An 18,668-nucleotide genomic window follows, 5' to 3' on the forward strand; every position below is an offset into this window, starting at 1 on the left:
CAAATAAATATCCTGAATTTTGCTTTTATGGTTAATCTAAGTTTTCAAGCTTTGCCTATTGTATAATTAACAAAATTACGGATCTGATCGTTGAATAAAAATTTAAGCGTATTTCCTTGCGATAAATTTGAAGACAGAAACTATCACCTTATTGACTTAATTCGGCTGGTAATGTTTCGTATGGCAGCGTAAAATAAAATACAGATCCTTTTCCCAATTCGCTTTCAGCCCAGATGTGACCGCCATGCCTTGTAATGATTTCAGCACTTAAGTAAAGCCCTATACCGAAGCCTGATATCTTATGCGTTAGGTCATTCTCTACGCGGTAATAGCGTTCAAATAGACGAGGAAGATCGGCAGCTTTGATCCCAATGCCTTCATCCTTGACACTGACAGTGACTTTAGTTTCATCTGAGATACAGCTTATGGTTACCTGTTTATCCTTAGCATATTTTATCGTGTTACTTAACAAATTGGTCAACACTGTACCAATCTTATCACGGTCAGCGGTAATGCTGCTCTCTTCGCAATGTATCGCAAAACTTTGGCCACCCGCGGTCAAACTCACTTCCTCCACGACCTCGTTGATCAGCGCGCCCAAATCGAATAGGCACAGGTTCAGATGTATTTTTCCGGAATCTAATCGGGAAACATTTAGAAAGCCATTGATCAGGGCATTCATTTTTTGCACCTGACTATTTACCTTTTCAAATAAATTACCGTTAAAAGCGTCGTCTTTCTTTTTCGCATTCATTAAGCCCATCTGTGAAAAGCCGCTTAACGATGTTAACGGCGTTTTCAGCTCATGGCTGACCATTCCGATAAAGTCATTTTTGCGCAGCTCGTCTTCTTTGCTTTCCGTGATATCGAAGATAGTCCCGACCACTGAGATTACTTCGCCTTTAGCGTCCAGCTCGACCCTGCCCGTAGAATTCAGCCAGCGGCGCTTACTGCCATCAAAGGGCTGGATCTGGTAATCCTCGCTAAAACTGCCCTTGTTTTCCACCGCTTTTGCAATTGCTCCGCTGAAACGTTCACGGTGTTCAGGCACAACGACCCGCAGCGTGCTCTCATAGGTCAATACTTCATCCTGAGCTATCGCATGAATATTCCTTGCGCGTGGTGATACCTCCAGGTGATCGGTAGCCAGCGTGATCCGGTAAAAGCCCATATTCGCAGAGTCCATCGCCAATTGTAGTGTGTCGCCCAATTTCTGTAATTCCAAACGGGTGGTCACCTGGGTCGTAACATCTGCGGCTACCGCGATCATACCATTGATCAGTTCGTTTTCATCTTTTAACGGCTCAATGGTAAGGTTTACATAAGCGGTTGCTTCTTTTCCAAATCGGTTTAAAATAACCGGAACTTCAAGCGCCACATAGCGCTCTCCGGTTTGATAAACCGTATCCATGATCTCGCGGAAACCTTGGCTGTCGAGTTCCGGAATGGCGTCAAACAGCGGACGTTTAAACGTCAACTCGCGGGTGCGTCCCCAATAGGTGAGCATTCGCTGATTAGCCAGTTCGATGACATGGTTCCCTCCGCGGTAAATAGCCATAGCCACCGGGGCTTCCGTCAATAGACTCCGCAACTGCTGTTCCGCAAGGCCGCGCGCCTTGCTGATATTGATCTGCGCCCGGACTTTGGTCAATAACTCCGCCGCCGAAAAAGGTTTGACCAGATAATCATCCGCACCCGCCTCCAAACCGTCGATGCGCGCTTCTTCACCGGCACGCGCCGATAAAAAGATGACCGGTAACCGGTAAGTATCTTCGTTTTGTCGGATGTGGCTTAAAAGCGTTTTGCCATCCATTACCGGCATCATCACATCGCTCAGGATCAATGACGGTAATTCCACTTTAATTTGTTCCAGCGCCTCCGAGCCATTGCCCGCAGTTGCTACCGTAAAATACGGTTCCAACAATCTTTTCAGGTAAGCCCGCATATCGCCGTTGTCGTCTACCACCAAAATCCGGGTCTCTTTACTAACGGTATTATCCTGGCTGCTCACCATATCGCTGGCGGTTTGCGTCACATCCGCTGAATCGTTTCCTGCCTCATCCTGTAACAGGCTGTAAGCCTCCCTGATAAACGGCGCGGTTACCGCTGAGAAATCTGTATTGCGGGTACTTTCAACAACCTGACTGACCGGCAAATGTCTTTTTCCGGCCGGCATCTTTACCGTAAATGTACTTCCGCTGCCTTCGATACTGCTGACACTTATCTCGCCGCCATGTAATTGAACCAATTCGTTGACCAGTGAAAGCCCGATACCAGTGCCTTCATGAGTGCGGCCCGCTGAATTTTCCACACGGTGGAACCGCTCAAACATGTGCGGCATTTCCTTTTCAGGAATCCCCACACCGGTATCGGTCACTTCCAGTAAGGCGAAATTGCCCTCTTGCTTCAAACCGACCGAAATAGTTCCTTCCAGCGTGTATTTAAAAGCATTGGATAATAGATTAAGTACGATCTTCTCCCACATCTGGCGGTCAGCATAAAAATCGCTGCTTAAATCCCGGCAATCTACTTGGAGTTCCATGCCCGCTTTTTCAATGATCGAACGGAAACTGCTGGCCAGGTCGGTCGTCAGCTCGCCAAGATCAAGTTCCTGGTAAGCCGCCTGCACCCGCCCGGCTTCCACCCGGCTATAGTCCAGTAAATTATTAACCAGTTTCAATAATCGCATCGCATTGCGGTGGGTGGCGTCGATTTGGGCTTTTTTGTAATCGTCGGTTTCTGTTTGGAGCAAGTCCTCCAAAGGCCCTAACATCAGGGTTAAAGGCGTACGGAACTCATGGCTTACGTTGCTAAAAAACGCCGTCTTAGAGCGGTCGATCTCTGCCAGCGCCTCAGCCCGTTTCTGTTCCTGCTCATAAGCATAAACATTGGAGATCGCGGTATTATAAGTACCCGCCAACTGCTCGTAAAAATTTAAATAGGCCTCATCCAGTGCGCGGCAGGCACTGACCCCGGCAATGAGAAAGCCAAATAGGTCTGGTTGTCCCGAGATCCTGACCGGTAGGATCATCGCGGTATGTGGTGCGAGGTCATAAGGGCCGCTAGAAAAAGTACCAAACAAGGCCTGTAGGTTTTCAACCTTCAACAATTCGCCCGAAACAATTACCTGCCGCAGGGGCCATTGGCTTTCAGTAAGGTCGAGAACCGACGGCGCTAACGCCGCCGCATTAGCTACGCCTGCGGAACTGACCAGCTTAGCCTCGGCACCCGATAGCTCGTAGAACAGCATAAAGGGCAGATCCAACTGGTAGCTTTCGTATTGAGCATTAGTTAGATCAGCAATCTCGGTAACCGATTTGGCTTTACTTATCACCGCACCCAGGTCCTTTAAAACCTGTGTACGCCTGCCGGCCAGCATTTTTTCCGTCGTTTCCGTGATCGGGTGAAAGATACCGCCAATGCCGCCGGATTCATCACGGATAGGCGCAAAAGAAAAGGTCATCCAGGCCTCTTCCAGATAACCATAACGCTCAAGGAACATCCGCTGGTCGGTAATATAAGTTCCTTCTCCTTGCTGTCCGCGAGTGAATTTATCACCTACCACTTCAAGTGCAGATTCCCAACAGACACGGAAATTCATACCCATTGAGCGCGGGTGCATCTCGCCACAGATCGGCCGGTAACTGTCGTTATAAATTTGTATGGTTTCCGGACCCCAGGCAATCAGGATCGGAAAAGTAGATGATAAACACAAACTCACCGAGGTGCGCAAACTCTGCGGCCAGCTTTCCACCGGCCCCAGCGCAGTTTTTGACCAGTCCATAGAACGGATGAGTTTACCCATCTCACCACCACCCGATAAAAATTGCTCGCTGCCCTCGGCGCCTGTTGTCATTAATGTAATTTTATAGTTTGGTAAAGATAAGATTTCGACGATATTTTTTTTGAAGTTAAACATTTGGTTATGGGAATCCTTACGTGTTTTTAAAAATCATTCTGACCACAAATCTTTCAGAATTGATCCATCATGCGGCCATTTACGTGGAATAGTATAAATTTTGAATACAATGCTTTTGCATAATAGCAAATCCTGATCTGCCCGCCGTTAGTTTTTCTAAGCTTATCAAGTATAATGAATCAATTGTTAGATCAGCTGGTTATGTATTTCATAGTGATCAACAGGAATAGCGAACGATCCGCTTTTGATTCATCAAAATTTTCATTCAGTAATTGCTTGATCCTCGGATTTTTTAATTTCACAGCAGCCAATTGCAGCAACTGGAAAGAAGCCGCTTCTATACTCTCAATATTTTGCATGTAAAAAAGTATAGAAAGGTCGCGCAGCTCTTTGTCGGAGCTATGTTCGTGAATACCATCGTAAGCACCCTCTACCATCGATATCAGGCCGGTACAATTAGTCATGGAAGGAACCTGGTTGATTAGCCTATAGATCTCATCCATCCGCAAGATCTGTTTTTCAATATCTTCGAAGGTTTGCTTGATTGCGCGCTGTAGGTCCTTAAAATGAGCCTGAAATTCAAGTTCAGGTAAAAGCTCTACTAAATGTGATTTTGCGCAGTATTAACGGTTAAGGTAAGTGATAAAAAAAGTTAATAGTTTAGCAGGTCCTAATTTAATTTCTTTATTACTGAAGTTAATTGCTTTAGGCGCTGTCTTTGTTTTTTTCATGAGGTAATGATCAACTTGGGTAAAGCAGCGCTTTTACCCGCCTGATTAATTTCAAAATGTCGAAAGGTTTGCTGATCCAGCCATCGGCACCACAGGAACGGCTGATCGCTGCAAGATCTCGTTCCGCAGATAAAATGACGACCGGCAATCTTTTCGTCTTTGGGTGATTTTTTATACGGGAACAAATGGCATCGCCGTTTTGTCCTGAATTTTTCAAGTTGATATCAAGCAGCACCAGGTCAGGCATTATCTCCGTTAAATGATAACTTGCTTCACCGTTTTCTGACAGTACCACCTCATAGCCCTCTTCGTTTAATATCAAATTGAGTAATTCGAGTATATCCGGGTCATCTTCAATAATTAATATTCGTTTCGGCATTTACAGCATGGTATAACATTCTTGCTGCAATAAGCCGTCCGCAATCCCTTTAAATGTCATAATAGTTAACAAACAGCCTTTTTGTGGGTGTTTATTTTCGCCGGCGGGATTACTCAAAAATTAAATCGTTCCCATGGCGGTAGAATTAGCCGACTCACTACAGTTTGTGGTCATAAAAGGCCATTATCAATCAGCGGTATCTGAAATATTTTCGATCACCGTATCCAGTTCATCAGCACTGGCTGTCATCTTATCGATAATACTTTTTTGATGGGTATTCAAGTCCATTTCTACGAGCAGGTTGGCTAATCCCATAATATTTGCCAGCGGTTTGCGGATAACATGGGATTGCATAAAACTGATTTCGCTGAGTTTGTCGTTATTTACTGAAATCTCCGAGTTTGCATCATCAATACGACTCTTGGTCTTAACTTGTAAGGTAATATTGCAGGCGATGCAGAAAATCCCTTCCGGCTGTCCCTGCTCATCAAAATAGGATCTCATTCCCATTGGGTGACTATATGGGAAAATACTAGTTAATTAACGAACCAATATGCTCAGTCAAACCGATGCTGCAATATAGCTACCACATAAGGCGAATCGATCCGGATATCATGATTAGTATGGAGTGGGATCTCCAGATGGTCACCGGCATTTAGTGTAAAGACATTCTTACCTACGGTGCAGGTACAGGTTCCTTTAAGGATAAAAAAACTTTCCGCAACGATATCATGGGTCTCTTCCGGTACATTTAATTTAGTTACGACGAGCGTTTGTGCGATGTGGCCATTTTGATGTAACACATGAGCGAAGAAATCTTCTAATGGTTCAATTGGCAGGAGGTGCTCCACTGCTTTTAGCCAAGATTTGTAATTGGAGTATTTGTTGGTCGGCGGCAGGTTGTCAAGGTCAATGCTATCCTCCGCGAAAATTGTAGCCAGAACACGGGTTTTTAATTGGGGCCCCGGCGTGATCGCATGGCTAACAGCCAATTTTTCTAAGGTCAGTTCAATGTCCGTCAATTCCTGGCGGATCACCGGATAGATCACGCGCAAAGCTTCCACCTCGTTTCCAAGCACGGTATCAAATAACTCAAAGCAATACCGCTCTAATATACCGCTATTAATATAAGCTCTAACCTTCTTCGTGTAGCAAATATATCTAATATTTCGTTTATCAAAACAGAAATAGCAATGGAAAAAATTTGGAAAAATGCTTAAAAATTAGTCTTGATTGAACGCATCAATCTTGAATCCGAGATCTAAAAGTGCGCCTGTTTAGATTGGACAGCAGGGACAATCAGTAGTCGCTACTATACATCTCATTTGAACCACGACTTTATTTTTTCAGTAAGTGGCTTCTCTTTTTTTCCTTCATCGCCGTTACCTATCAGGTAACCCTAAGGTTTCAGGGGTTCGATATGATCGCAAACGATCTTTACCATTCCCAAGACCGGGATAGCCAGCACCATGCCGCCCACATCCCATACTGCTTCACCTAAAACCAGTACCATAATGGTAAATAGTGGGTTAACATCTACATCTTTGCCAACTACCAGCGGCTGCAAAATGTAGCTCTGTATAAATTGCACTAAACCATAAGTAATTAACACGCCGATAACCATACCGCTTCCGCCCCCCTGTGCTAAATCCATTAACACAGTAAGTCCGGTTCCGGTGATATTACCTACGAAAGGGATAATTTCCAGCATCCCGCAAAGAATAGCAAAGAATATCGCATTATTTACGCCAACAACCGAAAATCCGATACTATACATGATCCAAAGGCAAACGATCATCTTGGCCAATTCGGATACATAATTCTGTGCGACCTCTGTTGTTTGCGAGATGATCTCTTTCGTATTGGCCTGGTCTTCCGGCTTTACCAGTTTTAAGATGAATTTTTTAAAATGTGCCCGTGAATTAATTAAGAGGAAGACGTAGATCAACAACAAAATCGTTGTGGTTAACGAGCTTAATAAGGTTGCCGCAAATCCCGCGACATAAGATGCTGCACTTCCAGCCCCGGAAGTTCCTTGTTTCTTCAGCATTTGATACTGCTGCTGCTTTGAAACACCAAAGCTGTCGTTGATGTAATTTTGTACCTGCCCAGGTATTTATTGAATTGCTGTTCATTATGGCCCAAATTCGCCTGCAAATTAGACACCCGCCAGCTTACGAGAAAAACGAACCCGGCAACCACCAGGATTAGCGTCAATACACAGATAACCGCGGCGACCGTACGGTTAAGACCTTTTTTCTCCAGCCATCTGCTAAAGGGCAGGAAAAGCATAGCCAATATAGCCGCCGCCATCTGGTCGTTTCTCGTAGTCCGCTTCAGGTTCGAGCGCAATACCAATTTGTTCTACACGCTTTGGGTTTCCCGCTTCATCAAACAGCACCTTAACAATCCCTATTCTTGAATAATTATCTTTGGTAGCCATACGCGGGAACAAATACAAGTTTCCATCTTTTCCCCTTGCATCTGCCATATAGAAGGCCGCTCATAGTTTACTTTTGAGTTTTTACCTGCAACTTTTGTGCAAGTTTTCCGATAGTCAGTCCCTGTACCAATATGGAAAACACGACGACGATATAAGTGATCAGCACAAATTCGTCCCGGTGCATACCGGCGCTCAGAGAAAGTGCCAGCGCAACGGATATCCCTCCCCGCAAACCACCCCAGGTTAAAATCGCGATCGCATTGTTCTCAAATTTGATCTTATAGCGTAATAAAAGAACAGGTAAGATCACGGAGACCCAGCGCGCTAATAACACGATAAGAATGGATATTGCCCCGATAATCATTACTGTTGAGTTGATCTTGATAATGAGCATTTCCAATCCAATCAACAGAAAAAGTACGGCGTTCAATATCTCATCTACCAAGTGCCAGAACTTCCCTAAGTAATCGCGGGTTTCATCGGACATGCCTTCGGCTTTGGCTTTATTCCCGGTTATTATACCTGCAACAACCATCGCCAGTGGGCCGGATACATGCAGGTGTGAAGCCAAAGTGTAACCACCCATCACAATGGCCAGGGTGATCAACACCTCGACCTTATATTCGTCTATCGAGCGAAGCGCCGTGAACCCTAAATAACCAAGTACCGCTCCAAAAACCAGCCCGCCGACTGCTTCCTGTAAAAAGAGCTTACCAATTTCTAAAATGGAAAATGCCCCGTCTGCAGAACGTGCGATCTGCGCGATGCTGATAAAGATCACCACCGCTACGCCGTCGTTAAAAAGAGACTCGCCTGCAATCTTAACTTCCAAGGATTCCGGTATGTTGGCTTGTTTCAAAATACCCATCACTGCTATAGGGTCGGTCGGTGAGATCAGCGATCCGAACAACAGGCAATAAATAAACGGAATTGGCATGCCGAAAAATCCGAATAATAACCAGGTCATTCCCCCCACTAAGAAAGTAGAAACCAATATCCCTATTGTTGCCAGCAACAAGACCGGCCAGCGTTCAGCCTTTAATTTGCCTGCATCGATATGTATAGCCCCGGCGAAAAGCAGGAAACTCAGCATAAAATTCATCAACACATCCTGAAAGTCGACAGAATTGGCTAATTGAACCGCCTTTTCGGAAAGCAGCGATTTTGAATTACCGAGCAACACCAGGCCAACTGAACAAATAAGGGATAAGGCCATGATGCCGATTGTTGGCGGCCACTTGATCACGCGATGATTGATATAGGCGAAAAGTGCAGCTAAAACTATTGTGATAGAAATGATTTCCTGGGTATTCATTAAGGAGGGGAATTTGATGTTGATCGACTATTTTATGTTATTAACTTGTTTATTGGACAATCGGAACATCTGCACAAGACTTCGCTTTATCAATTCCAAACAAGGCGGTTAGAATCGATTGTTCTTTTGTATCCGTAAAATTTGAAAGACCAGCACGCCAAGGTTAACAATAATCAATACGATCCCTAAATTTCTATCCATTTACACGGTATTGCTTATCATTAAACAATATTGGTAGTAATTGTTTAGTGGTTAAGTATATCTGTCGTCATATCCGCTACTTCAAATCTCCCGGCCGACCAAGAATCTTAAAATAACCGGCAACGATTGCTGACTTATAACGCTTAATCCCGTCATCGCCGATAAACAGGTTCGTTGATGCTTTGCCTTCTACGTAGATCAACTTTCCCTTGGTTACAACACGGCTTGCCGTATCTGCAATATTTTCCTTCAGGATTATCGTATGTATGTCTACATGATCGCTTTTTTTTCCGTCTTTCAAAAAAGGTGTTTCAATTCTGAGCTGGAAGGAAAACAGTTTATCATGTTTTTCGCCTAACCAACCCGGTTCATTGTCTAAATATCCTATCAGAATGACTTTGTTGATTCCAGCCATTTAAATCCAATACTAATTTTTATTGTCAGTTAACTTTTGCTCTTCAAAACAAATTTAGGTGCTTTATAATCGTTTGGCAAATAATCGGAAGGTACTGTTGTAGCGTTACCGTCCTTAGTGCTTTGTAATTTGCTGCGAGGCAGGATATACCCTAATGGGCAAGGCGCTGACAAAAGATTACCCTCCGGAAGACATTGCCGCCTTTTCTGCTAAAGTTGGCTTCGTCGGTTTTATTCCTTTAATGATCTGGCAGTTCCATGAGTTTTCATTTGCTAACGTATCTACCCAAAGTTGGATATACCTTATTTTATATGGTGCCGGTACGATGGGGCTCGGCTCAGTCCTTTGGTACAAGGGTATTCAACAAGTTGAGGGTAGTACGGCCGCAACCTTTATGGGGGTAATGCCTATTAGTGCCTTGGTCTTGTCTTACGCACTTTTAGGCGAACAATTCAGATGGTTTCACCTGATCGGGTTTGCACTTGTATTTTCCGGGGTGGTACTTATTATTAGCGTTCATAGGAAAATGAATATGAAACTGATGTGAAAAACTTTGTCAGGATTTTGAATAATCAGGTTAAATTTTCGCCGTTGTTCAGATTAGAAAAATATCGGCAATATTGATGCAAGTGTGCGATAATTTTCCCTTAAAGTCAACCTTAAAAATTAATTAAAATTACAAGACACGAGAGAATAATTAACGGTTAACTTTTAAGGTTTTAAGTCTACGAAAACTCTTAAGATCTACTTTTGCATCCAGAAAATAGTGGACTATTTACTATCAATGTGTTATGTTATTTCAGCAACTAATCTGCAAAAAAACACTAAAACCAGCTATAAAACGTCATTTTAAAATTCGAAGTTAGGCACTGAATAAGGAGTGTTTACATTTTCAATTAAAATTTTAGAAAGGAGTATGCAATATATGAAGGTGCACACTCCTTTAGATTCATTTTCTAATCTGCAATATGAGCGGGTATCCCGGTTTTATGGGGATCAACCTCCGCCGCCAGCACATGCCTGTCTGGATAATCGCCGCCGTTTTGCGGCCGGTATGCGATCGGCGCATCTGTAAACAGACCTTCCAGCCGCTTTTCCCATATCCTTTTTTCATCTTCAACTTGTTCTGGTTGTATAAATGTCGAACTATAGATGACGTGGGTCGGCAGTACGTCCATTCCAGGGTAAAACAATGCCCCGTGCGTTAACGGAAAAAGCAATTGGTCAATAGGCCCATTAATACCTCTGGGGCTATAATCAGCTTGCGGCCCCCCTGCATATACTGACACCAAAGCTCTTTTACCTTTAAGGATCCCCTCCCCGAAACGGAATTGATTTGTCCCGTTCTTATAGCCGTAGGCAAAACCAAAAGCATAAACTCTTTCTATCCATCCTTTCAAAATAGCCGGCATGCTGTACCACCACAAAGGGAATTGAAAGATGACCGCATCCGCTGCCAGTAGCTTTTGCTGTTCAGCCAGCACATCTGCTGTTTGAGTTTGCGTGGCATACGCATTCCCGGACTCATGGATAAATGAAAGCCGATCTCCATTCAATCGTTGCGGAAAATCATGTTCGTCATAAACAGCCTTCCATTTCATGCCATACAGATCCGACAACATGACCTCGTAACCTAACTCTTCAAATTTTTCTATGCTCGTATTTACCATCGTTCTGGTAAGCGAAGTGGGCTCAGGATGGGCAAAAACTATCAATACTTTCTTTTTGATGATACCGCTGGAACCGCCAGCAGGTACTGCTTTTTTATTTTTTGAGTTTTGCATGTTCAATTAATTTTATGATTAACAATAACACAAAACTCCGACAGTAAATGCTGTTAAAAAATCAGCTATATAAAGAAATTTGATTAAAGTAGTTTAACTTTTCCCGGTTTTAGGATTGCGAAGTTGCGATAAATAAACCGGTGTAATACCTAAAAAGGATGCTATTGCATATTGTGGCACCTTCTGCAGAATTTCCGGGTATTGTTTAGAAAATTGAATGTAGCGTTCTTCTGCGGTCTTGCTCAAGTTGGATAATATTCGTCTTTGCAGATAGGCAAATCCGCGTTGGGTGATGATGCGGAAAAAACGTTCAAATTTCGGGACCTCTTCTAACAATTTTTGCTCGTCATCATACGTAATTTGAATTACTGTACTGTTGCTCAAAGCTTCGACAAATAGAGTTGCGGGCGTTTGATAAATAAAACTATTGAAGTCAGAGATCCACCAATCGTCAATTGCTAAAGCTATGGTATGCTCCTGCCCATCGTTACACATAATGTATGAGCGCAGCGCACCGTTTACTACGTAACTTCGGTATTTACAAATAAAATCGGGCTGTACAATAAATTGCTTTTTTTTAATTTTTCTTACCCGGAGTTTTGAAATAAATATTTTTTTCTCATCGTCGGTAAGATCAATATACTTTCCGACGGAGGCAAGTATCTGGTCAAAATCTCCCATTTTACAAAAATAGAAAAACAATAAGAAAAGAACGGAAGACTTATACCAAGTTGTTTTTAATTGAAGTTGTCAGAAATTTAATAGTAAAAAAATCTTCGTAAGGAATCATAGTGGCATTCGACCAATCAGAAAAATGATCGAATGAAACAATTAAGAAACATCAGAAAATGGGCAATAATAGCTCTTATTCCGCTTGGCTTAGCGGCATGTAAAAAGGACGACAAAGAGCCAGAAGGAAATAGTCAATCCATCACGCTTACTGTAGAGAATGTACTTCAATCACAACCTTTGGTACAATCGGGGACATTTCAGGGCAACGGAACACCCGCAGTGATCTTACCGGGTCAATCCACGACGATCACTTTTTATGCCGCGAAAGGAGAAGCACTTTCATTTGCGACGATGTATGGCTGGTCTAACGACCTATTCTTTGCACCCGTCAATCCCGGCATTCAGGTGTATGACAGGAATGGTAACCCCATTGAAGGCGATGTTTCCACTCAGGTAAAGCTATGGGATAATGGCACCAGGATCAACCAAAAGCCTGGCGCGGCAATTAACCATCCCGGAACGGCGGACAGTAAGAACATCGCGGAGGTCAACGGGACGGACGCTCAGGGCAACGCATATTTAGCGGCGTCCAAACTCGTCAAAGCAACTTTGAAATACAACGGCAATTCGCAGTTTACGCTGACGCTTCAAAATACTTCCGGCGGAACGGCTAATGAAACGCCGCTAAGCCCAGGCGTATGGAGTGTATCCTACATTGCCGGCGGAAATTTGTTAGCACCCAATCCGCTTTATGTGGGCGGCCAACCTACCGCCAATGGTTTAACAGGTATCGCCGAAGCGGGCGACAATACCGATTTGAGTGCCTATGTAAAATCGATCACCGGGATATTCACGCCGCTCTCTCCTGTGTTGGCGGTGGTCTATAACGGCATTGACAATCCGATATTCAAAGTGGGCGAAAAAGATCGGGGTAAAGGCCTGACCACTATTGCTCAGCAAGGTAACGCGGCGACCCTGGCTGACTATCTGAAAACCTTAACCGGAGTAAAAGCCGTTTACGTGCTGCCTGCACCCACGACAACCGTCTTATTGCCTCAAGTTGGTAGCGCAAAAGGCGGTATGGTATCTCAGGAATTAAAGGTAACCGATGGTGACCGTCTGGCGATCGCCACCATGTATGGTTTCAGCAATGATTGGTTCTTTACAACGGAGGGAAATGGTGTAGATGCCACTAAAAAAGGCGATATCTCCGGTAGTATCCGATTGTATGATGATGGTACGGCAGTAAATCAATTCCCTGGTGCTGGTGTAACACAGTTCAACCTTGCGGGGACCCCATTGAAAGAAGACCAGCCCATCGCGCTTGTCCCGAATCCCAATAATTTTACCACCCTGCCTGAGATCAACAATATGATCAGGGTTATACTGAAGTGATCGTGCAGGTTACAGGTTATTTTGGTGCCAAAAAATATATAAAAAAGCTGTAAGGTTATCATTAGCTGATCTACTAAGAGAGCAAAACAGACATATAAAATGAGAACATTCAATTTAAAATCCATCGGTATCGCAGCAGTTGCGGTATTGTTCCTATCGGTAAGTACTCAGGCTCAAGACAAAATGAGTAAGATGAAGAAAGATACGACCAAAATGTCAAAAATGGATCATAAAAAAGACCATGGCAAAATGGATAAGATGGGCAAAACCGGTAAAATGGGCAAGATGGATAAGATGAAAAAGGACACCAGTAAAATGTAAGTCTCTTCGCAGGCGGGATAAAACCCGCCTGCTTTTTTTAATATAATCAAAAAGAATATTTCATGATAAGAATATTTACTTTAACAAGCATTTCTCTGGCATCGCTCATGATGTCTATAGCATCGGACGCTAAGCCCTCGGCGCATAGCGTTGCTGATACGATCCGGACGGAGGTCTACCCCGACAAGCCAACTGAAATCAGTCCCTTACTGATTGGTGAAAAGATCCCGGCGGTTAAGATCCCAGCGGCTGACGGCAGCCTTTTTGATCTGAATGCAGCGATCGCTCAAAAGCCTACGATATTGATATTTTACCGTGGCGGCTGGTGTCCCTTTTGCAACCGTGAGCTGGCGGGTATCCAAAATATACAGGCAGACCTGGTGAAAATGGGTTACCAGATCATGGCCATCAGTACGGACAGTCCAGATAACCTGAGCAGGTCGGCCGAAAAGAATAAAGTAGCTTATCAGTTATTATCCGATGCAGATCTCGCGGTTTCCAAACAATTCGGGCTGGCCTTTAAAGCGCCCGCAGCCTATGGCAAAACACTTGAAACGGGTTCGGAGGGAAAGAATACCGATAAATTATTACCTGTTCCTTCCGTGTTTATTCTGGACAAAAAAGGTGTTATCCAATTCGAATACATCAACCCGGATTATCGTCAGCGGATCGGTCCGGAACTGATGACTGCTGTTGCCGGAACCCTGATCAAGTCCATTCAATGATAAATAGCGTAAAAATGCACACGTGTTCGAATCTGTTCCTTTATGGCCTGTTCGTCATCATGATGATCACTGTTCACGGCGCCAACGCGCAGACAAAAGGCAATATGAAAAGTAATTCAGGCATTGTTTTCGTCTCAAAAGGTTGGCAGGATACAAAGGCCATGGCCAAACAGCAGCATAAAAAGATCTTTGTGGATGCTTATGCTGTATGGTGCGCGCCATGCAAACAAATGAAAGAACAAACATTCAAAGATCAGCGTGTGGTTGCCTACTTCAACCGGCAGTTCATCAACGCATCTATCGATGTCGAAAAAGGTGATGGCCTGGTTTTGGCAGACGAGTTCGAGGTAGCTGCTTATCCGACTTTATTATGGTTAGACGAAAATGGAAAGCTGATCAAACGGTTTGAGGGTTTTGTAGATGCAAAACGGTTATTAGCAATGGTTAAACAAGTCGAAAAAAGTAATTGAACCAGGTACTGAACAGCCGAATAAAAAAATTACGTATATTTTGTAAGGTTTACGGGTATTAGCCGACTAAGGCGCAATACACCTTGATACCATGGCCAATGATGCATAATTCGATCAACGATGACCATACAGTGAATGAAACCGGACACCACCTGCTTGAGCCGCGGTTGTGGGTGGAGCGCCATGCGGATTTTCTGTATACCTATGCCAGTGCAAGGCTGAATGATGATGAGCAATGCCGGGACCTGGTGCAGGATACTTTTTTAGCCGCGCTTCAAAAAGTGGAAAGCTTCCGCGGCGATGCCAGCGAACGCACCTGGCTGACCGCTATCCTGAAATACAAAGTGATCGACGTGTACCGCAAGCGCTCCGGCGCTTTTGCAGCGAAGGATGAATATGGTACAGCCGATGATGAAATTGAGTTCTTCGATCCTGATAACCACCATTGGAAGCGGGAGCACTGGCCTGCCGTATTCGGGGTTGAAGATAAAGACCCTTTACAAAACAAAGAATTTCTGGCTACTCTTCAGCAATGTTTAAAGCGGTTGCCGCCTTTGTGGATGTCCGTGTTCAGCTTGAAGCACCTGGATGATGAAGGCACGGAAATGATCTGTCAGCAAATGAAAATATCCCCGGCCAACTTTTGGGTGATCATCCATCGCGCAAAAGTGAACCTGAGATCATGTTTACAAAAAAACTGGATCTGACATGAAAAAAGAATTGAAAACAGAGCTGGAAAGGATCGCCTACAATTGCCGGAAGGCCACCTTGTTGATAGAGAAGAAGCAGGAAGTGAAACTTACCATGAGGGAAAAGCTGGAATTGAAACTTCACCTGGCAGGGTGCTCCATTTGCAGAATATACGAAAAACAAAGTGTGCTGATAAATTTGATGATGCAAAAATTGTTCAAAGAAGAACGAAAAGAGATCAGACTGGACAGTAGTTATAAATTGGATCTGCAAAAACGCATTAATGATCAAATGATCGGTAACCAATAAAAGGGACAGTTAAAGAAGTATGAAGGTCATCAAAGAAAAACATTCCCTGGCCATGCGCTGGGCCCATTGGATTAATTTTCCGCTCCTGGGCATTATGATATGGAGTGGTTTGCTGATTTATTGGGCGAATGACGAGTACGAGGTCATGATCTTTGGTCACCGGTTCATCAAGTTCTTCCCGGAATGGTTTTATAACCTGCTGCATATACCGCATAGACTATCGGAAGGCATGGCCTTCCACTTTCTGTTTATGTGGTTTTTTACGTTGAATGGCATATTCTATGTGTTATATACCCTGATCTCCGGCGAATGGCGGGAACTTTGGCCGCAGAAACATTCGTTCAAAGAAGCCTGGCTGGTATTGTTGCATGACCTGCACCTGCGTAAAACTGCACCCCCGCAGGGCAAGTATAATGCGGCTCAGCGCATCGCTTATTCCGCCATTATCGTGATGGGCGCAGGTTCGGTGTGGACCGGGTTGGCTATTTACAAACCTGTACAGCTTAACTGGCTTACCTGGCTGATGGGCGGGTATCACTTGGCCCGGATATGGCATTTCGCGCTTACCCTGGGATATGTAATGTTTTTTGTCATCCACGTTATCCAGGTCATCATCGCCGGATGGAATAATTTCAGGTCTGTTATCTCCGGATTCGAAGTAATTAATGAGCCTCCAAAACCCACAGCACATGACGAAGAAAAAAGTTAAACAGCCGCTAACTGTTGAGCAAAAGATCAGGCGCCGTGAATTCCTGTCATTCGGAATTTTCGGCACTTTAAGTGCAGCGGCGTATGGCGGTTGGAAATGGCTTTACCACTCGCCGGAAGAACAAGCGGGTGTTACCGCAGGAGCCCGTGCACCACTGCGCAGGGCTTTGAATAAAACTGAATTGTTCTTTCGCAGGCTTACCTTCAACGAGAACCACCTCGTAAAAACTTACCCGGTGGAGATGGCGGCAAAAACTGTGAGGCATAATTCAGATATCGGTTCAGAAGGTGATGTGGATATAGACCAATGGCGATTGAGAATTGTCCGCAAAGATAAAAGCGTGCTCAACATCACCTATAAAGAAATACTGGCGTTGCCTAAAACTGAACTGGTTTTTGATTTTAAATGCGTGGAGGGCTGGGATCAGATCCAGCATTGGGGTGGCGTGCTGTTCAAAGATCTGTTAACGCACTTTGGCTTACTAAAGGAGGTTGAGATGGATTATGTGGGCATGATGACACCCGATGAGCAATATTATGTCGGCCTGGATATGCCCAGCGCTATTCATCCGCAAACGATCCTGGCCTATGAGATGAACGGCAAGCCGCTGCCCGCGCAGCACGGCAAACCCTTGCGCTTAATAATCCCCGTGAAATACGGGATAAAGAATTTGAAAAGGATCGGCACCATCATATTCAGCGACCAGCGTCCGCCGGATTACTGGGCCGAACAAGGGTATGATTATTATTCCGGGCTCTGATGCAATAAGTTTTTAACATCTGTAGTAAGTTTAGGCTACGTTGCCCGACAAAGCTTGTAAAAAATCATTATGGATCTAAAAAAAACAGGTTACACCCTCGGTGTTATTTCCACGATCATTGTACTGCTATGGATCGGCATTTTCAAATTTACGCCAAGTGAGGCAGCGGCTATCAAAGGTTACGTATCAAACAGCTTTCTGATGAGTTGGCTATACAAGGTCACATCCCAGCAAGGCGTTTCAAATATCATCGGCACATACGAGATTATAACAGCTATCTTACTTATCGCTTCATTCGTTAGTAAAAAAGCTGGCCTTATCGCCGGTTATTTAACAGCCAGTATCTTCCTCGGTACACTCAGTTTCTTATTCACAACCCCGGGCGTATGGAAAATAAGCGACGCCGTACCGGTAACTGATTTTTTCGTAGTAAAAGATCTGGCATTTTTAGCTGTAGGATTGCAGGTGATTGGCAAGAGTAAAATTAGTTGAATTTGGCCAATACTTAATTTCATAATGGAAAAATAGTGTTAAAGCGGCGATAGCAAGAAAATGCTGACTATCAATAACTTACGTTAAAGATATTTTACCCGTTATTTGCATGCTATCATCATCTGACCTGAAAGCGGCATCTTTCGCGAAGAAAACAGCAACGTTTGGGTTACGTATCAAATGCTGTACAAAGCCGCCTTTGAAAAATTCAAAAATGTTTCTTTTGGTATCACCATCAATAAACAGCAGATCTGCCGATCGCTCATTCGCTGTGTTCAGTACCTGCTGGTGCGCATTTTCAGTATAGTGAAAACTTATTCTGACCCTTGGACTTAATGACTTGACTTTTCGCTTCAGGACCATAAACGATCTTCCTAACTGTGTAACTCTCCTTAGTTTGGACTGGTATTTTGTAGATTTATTTAATTCAAAAATATAATTATTGTCGTTGGAACTGTGGAGATGTTGGAAACTACATAGAGTTTTCAATATCTCCACAGTTTAGTCGCTTATACAGGTCTGGCGTTATACCTCCCAGTGCTTCATGCGGCCTGCTGTAATTGTAATCTTCCATCCATTCATCTGCTAAAACCTGTACCTGATTGATATCTTTAAATAAGTAAGCATCCAGTATGTTTTCCCGGAAGGTTCTATTGAACCGCTCAATGTAACCGTTTTGCATAGGCTTGCCGGGCATGTGACCGAATAATTGCCGGTCTGTTAGGAACGCCGGGTTCGGTCGTAAGGAAACCGCCTAAATCTAATTCGGCGGTTTCCTAAAAAAAGCAAATTCCCTCAGCGAGCAATACCGGCTAAGCCTTTTTGTGAAAGTACCGCCGCCGCAGCCAAAGTCGGCCCAGTATTCCAGTTGGTTGCCC

At 44.0% G+C, this 18,668-nt stretch carries 22 protein-coding genes and 1 pseudogene; 10 read left to right on the forward strand and 13 right to left on the reverse strand.

Translation table 11 applies throughout. The features are described from left to right. Positions 1–148: 148 nt before the first annotated feature. The 9 genes and pseudogenes from LJ707_RS04735 to LJ707_RS04775 all read right to left on the reverse strand — a co-directional run bounded on the left by LJ707_RS04735 (position 149) and on the right by LJ707_RS04775 (position 9,403). A complete protein-coding gene (locus LJ707_RS04735; RefSeq protein WP_228949646.1) occupies positions 149–3,919 on the reverse strand; it encodes an ATP-binding protein in 3,771 nt (1,256 codons plus the stop codon). Positions 3,920–4,110: 191 nt separating this feature from the next. Beyond that, a pseudogene (locus LJ707_RS04740) lies at positions 4,111–4,530 on the reverse strand (DUF892 family protein); the annotation flags it as partial. Between the two features lie 130 nt (positions 4,531–4,660). Beyond that, entirely contained in the window at positions 4,661–5,029 is a 369-nt protein-coding gene (locus LJ707_RS04745) for a PleD family two-component system response regulator (protein ID WP_228949647.1), read from the reverse strand. Between the two features lie 186 nt (positions 5,030–5,215). Beyond that, the gene (locus LJ707_RS04750; protein ID WP_228949648.1) at positions 5,216–5,533 is read right to left on the reverse strand and encodes a histidine kinase dimerization/phospho-acceptor domain-containing protein; all 318 of its coding nucleotides are present in this window, start codon (positions 5,531–5,533) and stop codon (positions 5,216–5,218) included. A 53-nt stretch (positions 5,534–5,586) separates the two neighbouring features. Then, entirely contained in the window at positions 5,587–6,108 is a 522-nt protein-coding gene (locus tag LJ707_RS04755) for a cupin domain-containing protein (RefSeq protein ID WP_228949649.1), read from the reverse strand. A 320-nt stretch (positions 6,109–6,428) separates the two neighbouring features. Further along, on the reverse strand, positions 6,429–7,145 hold the full coding sequence (locus LJ707_RS04760; protein ID WP_370632376.1) for an AI-2E family transporter: 717 nt from the start codon (positions 7,143–7,145) through the stop codon (positions 6,429–6,431). A 156-nt stretch (positions 7,146–7,301) separates the two neighbouring features. Continuing rightward, positions 7,302–7,520, reverse strand: coding sequence for a hypothetical protein (locus LJ707_RS04765; RefSeq protein ID WP_228949651.1), 219 nt, complete (start codon positions 7,518–7,520; stop codon positions 7,302–7,304). Positions 7,521–7,539: 19 nt separating this feature from the next. Next, positions 7,540–8,787 (reverse strand): sodium:proton antiporter, encoded by a 1,248-nt coding sequence (locus LJ707_RS04770; protein WP_228949652.1) that lies wholly within the window; start codon positions 8,785–8,787, stop codon positions 7,540–7,542. 277 nt (positions 8,788–9,064) lie between these two features. Continuing rightward, positions 9,065–9,403 carry a single-stranded DNA-binding protein gene (locus tag LJ707_RS04775; RefSeq protein ID WP_228949653.1) on the reverse strand — a complete coding sequence of 113 codons (339 nt, stop codon included), beginning with the start codon at positions 9,401–9,403 and terminating at the stop codon, positions 9,065–9,067. Positions 9,404–9,530: 127 nt separating this feature from the next. Here LJ707_RS04775 and LJ707_RS04780 point away from each other — a divergent pair, with 127 nt between their 5' ends. Then, entirely contained in the window at positions 9,531–9,950 is a 420-nt protein-coding gene (locus tag LJ707_RS04780; RefSeq protein ID WP_370632377.1) for a DMT family transporter, read from the forward strand. A gap of 409 nt (positions 9,951–10,359) precedes the next feature. On the opposite strand, the gene LJ707_RS04785 is transcribed toward LJ707_RS04780, so the two are convergent. Continuing rightward, entirely contained in the window at positions 10,360–11,187 is an 828-nt protein-coding gene (locus LJ707_RS04785; RefSeq protein WP_255678741.1) for an NAD(P)H-dependent oxidoreductase, read from the reverse strand. A 93-nt stretch (positions 11,188–11,280) separates the two neighbouring features. Further along, on the reverse strand, positions 11,281–11,868 hold the full coding sequence (locus LJ707_RS04790; protein WP_228949655.1) for a Crp/Fnr family transcriptional regulator: 588 nt from the start codon (positions 11,866–11,868) through the stop codon (positions 11,281–11,283). A gap of 141 nt (positions 11,869–12,009) precedes the next feature. On the opposite strand from LJ707_RS04790, the gene LJ707_RS04795 reads away from it, so the two are divergent. From LJ707_RS04795 to LJ707_RS04835, 9 genes are all read left to right on the forward strand, one after another. Next, on the forward strand, positions 12,010–13,314 hold the full coding sequence (locus LJ707_RS04795) for a spondin domain-containing protein (RefSeq protein ID WP_228949656.1): 1,305 nt from the start codon (positions 12,010–12,012) through the stop codon (positions 13,312–13,314). 99 nt (positions 13,315–13,413) lie between these two features. Then, entirely contained in the window at positions 13,414–13,635 is a 222-nt protein-coding gene (locus LJ707_RS04800) for a hypothetical protein (protein ID WP_228949657.1), read from the forward strand. A gap of 62 nt (positions 13,636–13,697) precedes the next feature. Then, the gene (locus LJ707_RS04805; RefSeq protein WP_228949658.1) at positions 13,698–14,360 is read left to right on the forward strand and encodes a peroxiredoxin-like family protein; all 663 of its coding nucleotides are present in this window, start codon (positions 13,698–13,700) and stop codon (positions 14,358–14,360) included. A 14-nt stretch (positions 14,361–14,374) separates the two neighbouring features. Further along, complete coding sequence (locus LJ707_RS04810; RefSeq protein WP_228949659.1) at positions 14,375–14,830, forward strand: thioredoxin fold domain-containing protein; 456 nt, start codon at positions 14,375–14,377, stop codon at positions 14,828–14,830. Between the two features lie 98 nt (positions 14,831–14,928). Continuing rightward, positions 14,929–15,537 carry a sigma-70 family RNA polymerase sigma factor gene (locus LJ707_RS04815; protein ID WP_228949660.1) on the forward strand — a complete coding sequence of 203 codons (609 nt, stop codon included), beginning with the start codon at positions 14,929–14,931 and terminating at the stop codon, positions 15,535–15,537. Between the two features lies 1 nt (position 15,538). Further along, a complete protein-coding gene (locus LJ707_RS04820) occupies positions 15,539–15,829 on the forward strand; it encodes a hypothetical protein (protein WP_228949661.1) in 291 nt (96 codons plus the stop codon). 19 nt (positions 15,830–15,848) lie between these two features. After that, positions 15,849–16,538 carry a cytochrome b/b6 domain-containing protein gene (locus tag LJ707_RS04825; RefSeq protein ID WP_228949662.1) on the forward strand — a complete coding sequence of 230 codons (690 nt, stop codon included), beginning with the start codon at positions 15,849–15,851 and terminating at the stop codon, positions 16,536–16,538. Beyond that, on the forward strand, positions 16,519–17,298 hold the full coding sequence (locus LJ707_RS04830) for a molybdopterin-dependent oxidoreductase (protein WP_228949663.1): 780 nt from the start codon (positions 16,519–16,521) through the stop codon (positions 17,296–17,298). Before LJ707_RS04825 ends, LJ707_RS04830 begins: the two co-directional genes overlap by 20 nt. 69 nt (positions 17,299–17,367) lie before the next feature. Then, positions 17,368–17,790 carry a DUF417 family protein gene (locus LJ707_RS04835; RefSeq protein WP_228949664.1) on the forward strand — a complete coding sequence of 141 codons (423 nt, stop codon included), beginning with the start codon at positions 17,368–17,370 and terminating at the stop codon, positions 17,788–17,790. 78 nt (positions 17,791–17,868) lie between these two features. Here LJ707_RS04835 and LJ707_RS04840 read toward each other — a convergent pair whose 3' ends face one another. After that, positions 17,869–18,153 carry a hypothetical protein gene (locus LJ707_RS04840; RefSeq protein ID WP_228949665.1) on the reverse strand — a complete coding sequence of 95 codons (285 nt, stop codon included), beginning with the start codon at positions 18,151–18,153 and terminating at the stop codon, positions 17,869–17,871. Between the two features lie 109 nt (positions 18,154–18,262). After that, positions 18,263–18,487, reverse strand: a complete 225-nt coding sequence (locus tag LJ707_RS04845) for a transposase (RefSeq protein ID WP_228949666.1) — start codon at positions 18,485–18,487, stop codon at positions 18,263–18,265. Between the last annotated feature and the right edge of the window lie 181 nt (positions 18,488–18,668).

The sequence above is a fragment of the Mucilaginibacter sp. UR6-1 genome, from assembly GCF_020880975.1.
Classification (GTDB): Bacteria; Bacteroidota; Bacteroidia; order Sphingobacteriales; family Sphingobacteriaceae; genus Mucilaginibacter.

Coding starts and splice junctions, on each gene's coding strand:
- LJ707_RS04735 (WP_228949646.1), bottom strand. CDS start 3,919: ATGTTTAACTTCAAAAAAAATATCGTCGAAATCTTATCTTTACCAAAC.
- LJ707_RS04745 (WP_228949647.1), bottom strand. CDS start 5,029: ATGCCGAAACGAATATTAATTATTGAAGATGACCCGGATATACTCGAA.
- LJ707_RS04750 (WP_228949648.1), bottom strand. CDS start 5,533: ATGAGATCCTATTTTGATGAGCAGGGACAGCCGGAAGGGATTTTCTGC.
- LJ707_RS04765 (WP_228949651.1), bottom strand. CDS start 7,520: ATGGCAGATGCAAGGGGAAAAGATGGAAACTTGTATTTGTTCCCGCGT.
- LJ707_RS04770 (WP_228949652.1), bottom strand. CDS start 8,787: ATGAATACCCAGGAAATCATTTCTATCACAATAGTTTTAGCTGCACTT.
- LJ707_RS04775 (WP_228949653.1), bottom strand. CDS start 9,403: ATGGCTGGAATCAACAAAGTCATTCTGATAGGATATTTAGACAATGAA.
- LJ707_RS04785 (WP_255678741.1), bottom strand. CDS start 11,187: ATGCAAAACTCAAAAAATAAAAAAGCAGTACCTGCTGGCGGTTCCAGC.
- LJ707_RS04790 (WP_228949655.1), bottom strand. CDS start 11,868: ATGGGAGATTTTGACCAGATACTTGCCTCCGTCGGAAAGTATATTGAT.
- LJ707_RS04795 (WP_228949656.1), top strand. CDS start 12,010: ATGAAACAATTAAGAAACATCAGAAAATGGGCAATAATAGCTCTTATT.
- LJ707_RS04800 (WP_228949657.1), top strand. CDS start 13,414: ATGAGAACATTCAATTTAAAATCCATCGGTATCGCAGCAGTTGCGGTA.
- LJ707_RS04805 (WP_228949658.1), top strand. CDS start 13,698: ATGATAAGAATATTTACTTTAACAAGCATTTCTCTGGCATCGCTCATG.
- LJ707_RS04810 (WP_228949659.1), top strand. CDS start 14,375: ATGCACACGTGTTCGAATCTGTTCCTTTATGGCCTGTTCGTCATCATG.
- LJ707_RS04815 (WP_228949660.1), top strand. CDS start 14,929: ATGATGCATAATTCGATCAACGATGACCATACAGTGAATGAAACCGGA.
- LJ707_RS04820 (WP_228949661.1), top strand. CDS start 15,539: ATGAAAAAAGAATTGAAAACAGAGCTGGAAAGGATCGCCTACAATTGC.
- LJ707_RS04825 (WP_228949662.1), top strand. CDS start 15,849: ATGAAGGTCATCAAAGAAAAACATTCCCTGGCCATGCGCTGGGCCCAT.
- LJ707_RS04830 (WP_228949663.1), top strand. CDS start 16,519: ATGACGAAGAAAAAAGTTAAACAGCCGCTAACTGTTGAGCAAAAGATC.
- LJ707_RS04835 (WP_228949664.1), top strand. CDS start 17,368: ATGGATCTAAAAAAAACAGGTTACACCCTCGGTGTTATTTCCACGATC.
- LJ707_RS04840 (WP_228949665.1), bottom strand. CDS start 18,153: ATGGTCCTGAAGCGAAAAGTCAAGTCATTAAGTCCAAGGGTCAGAATA.
- LJ707_RS04845 (WP_228949666.1), bottom strand. CDS start 18,487: ATGCCCGGCAAGCCTATGCAAAACGGTTACATTGAGCGGTTCAATAGA.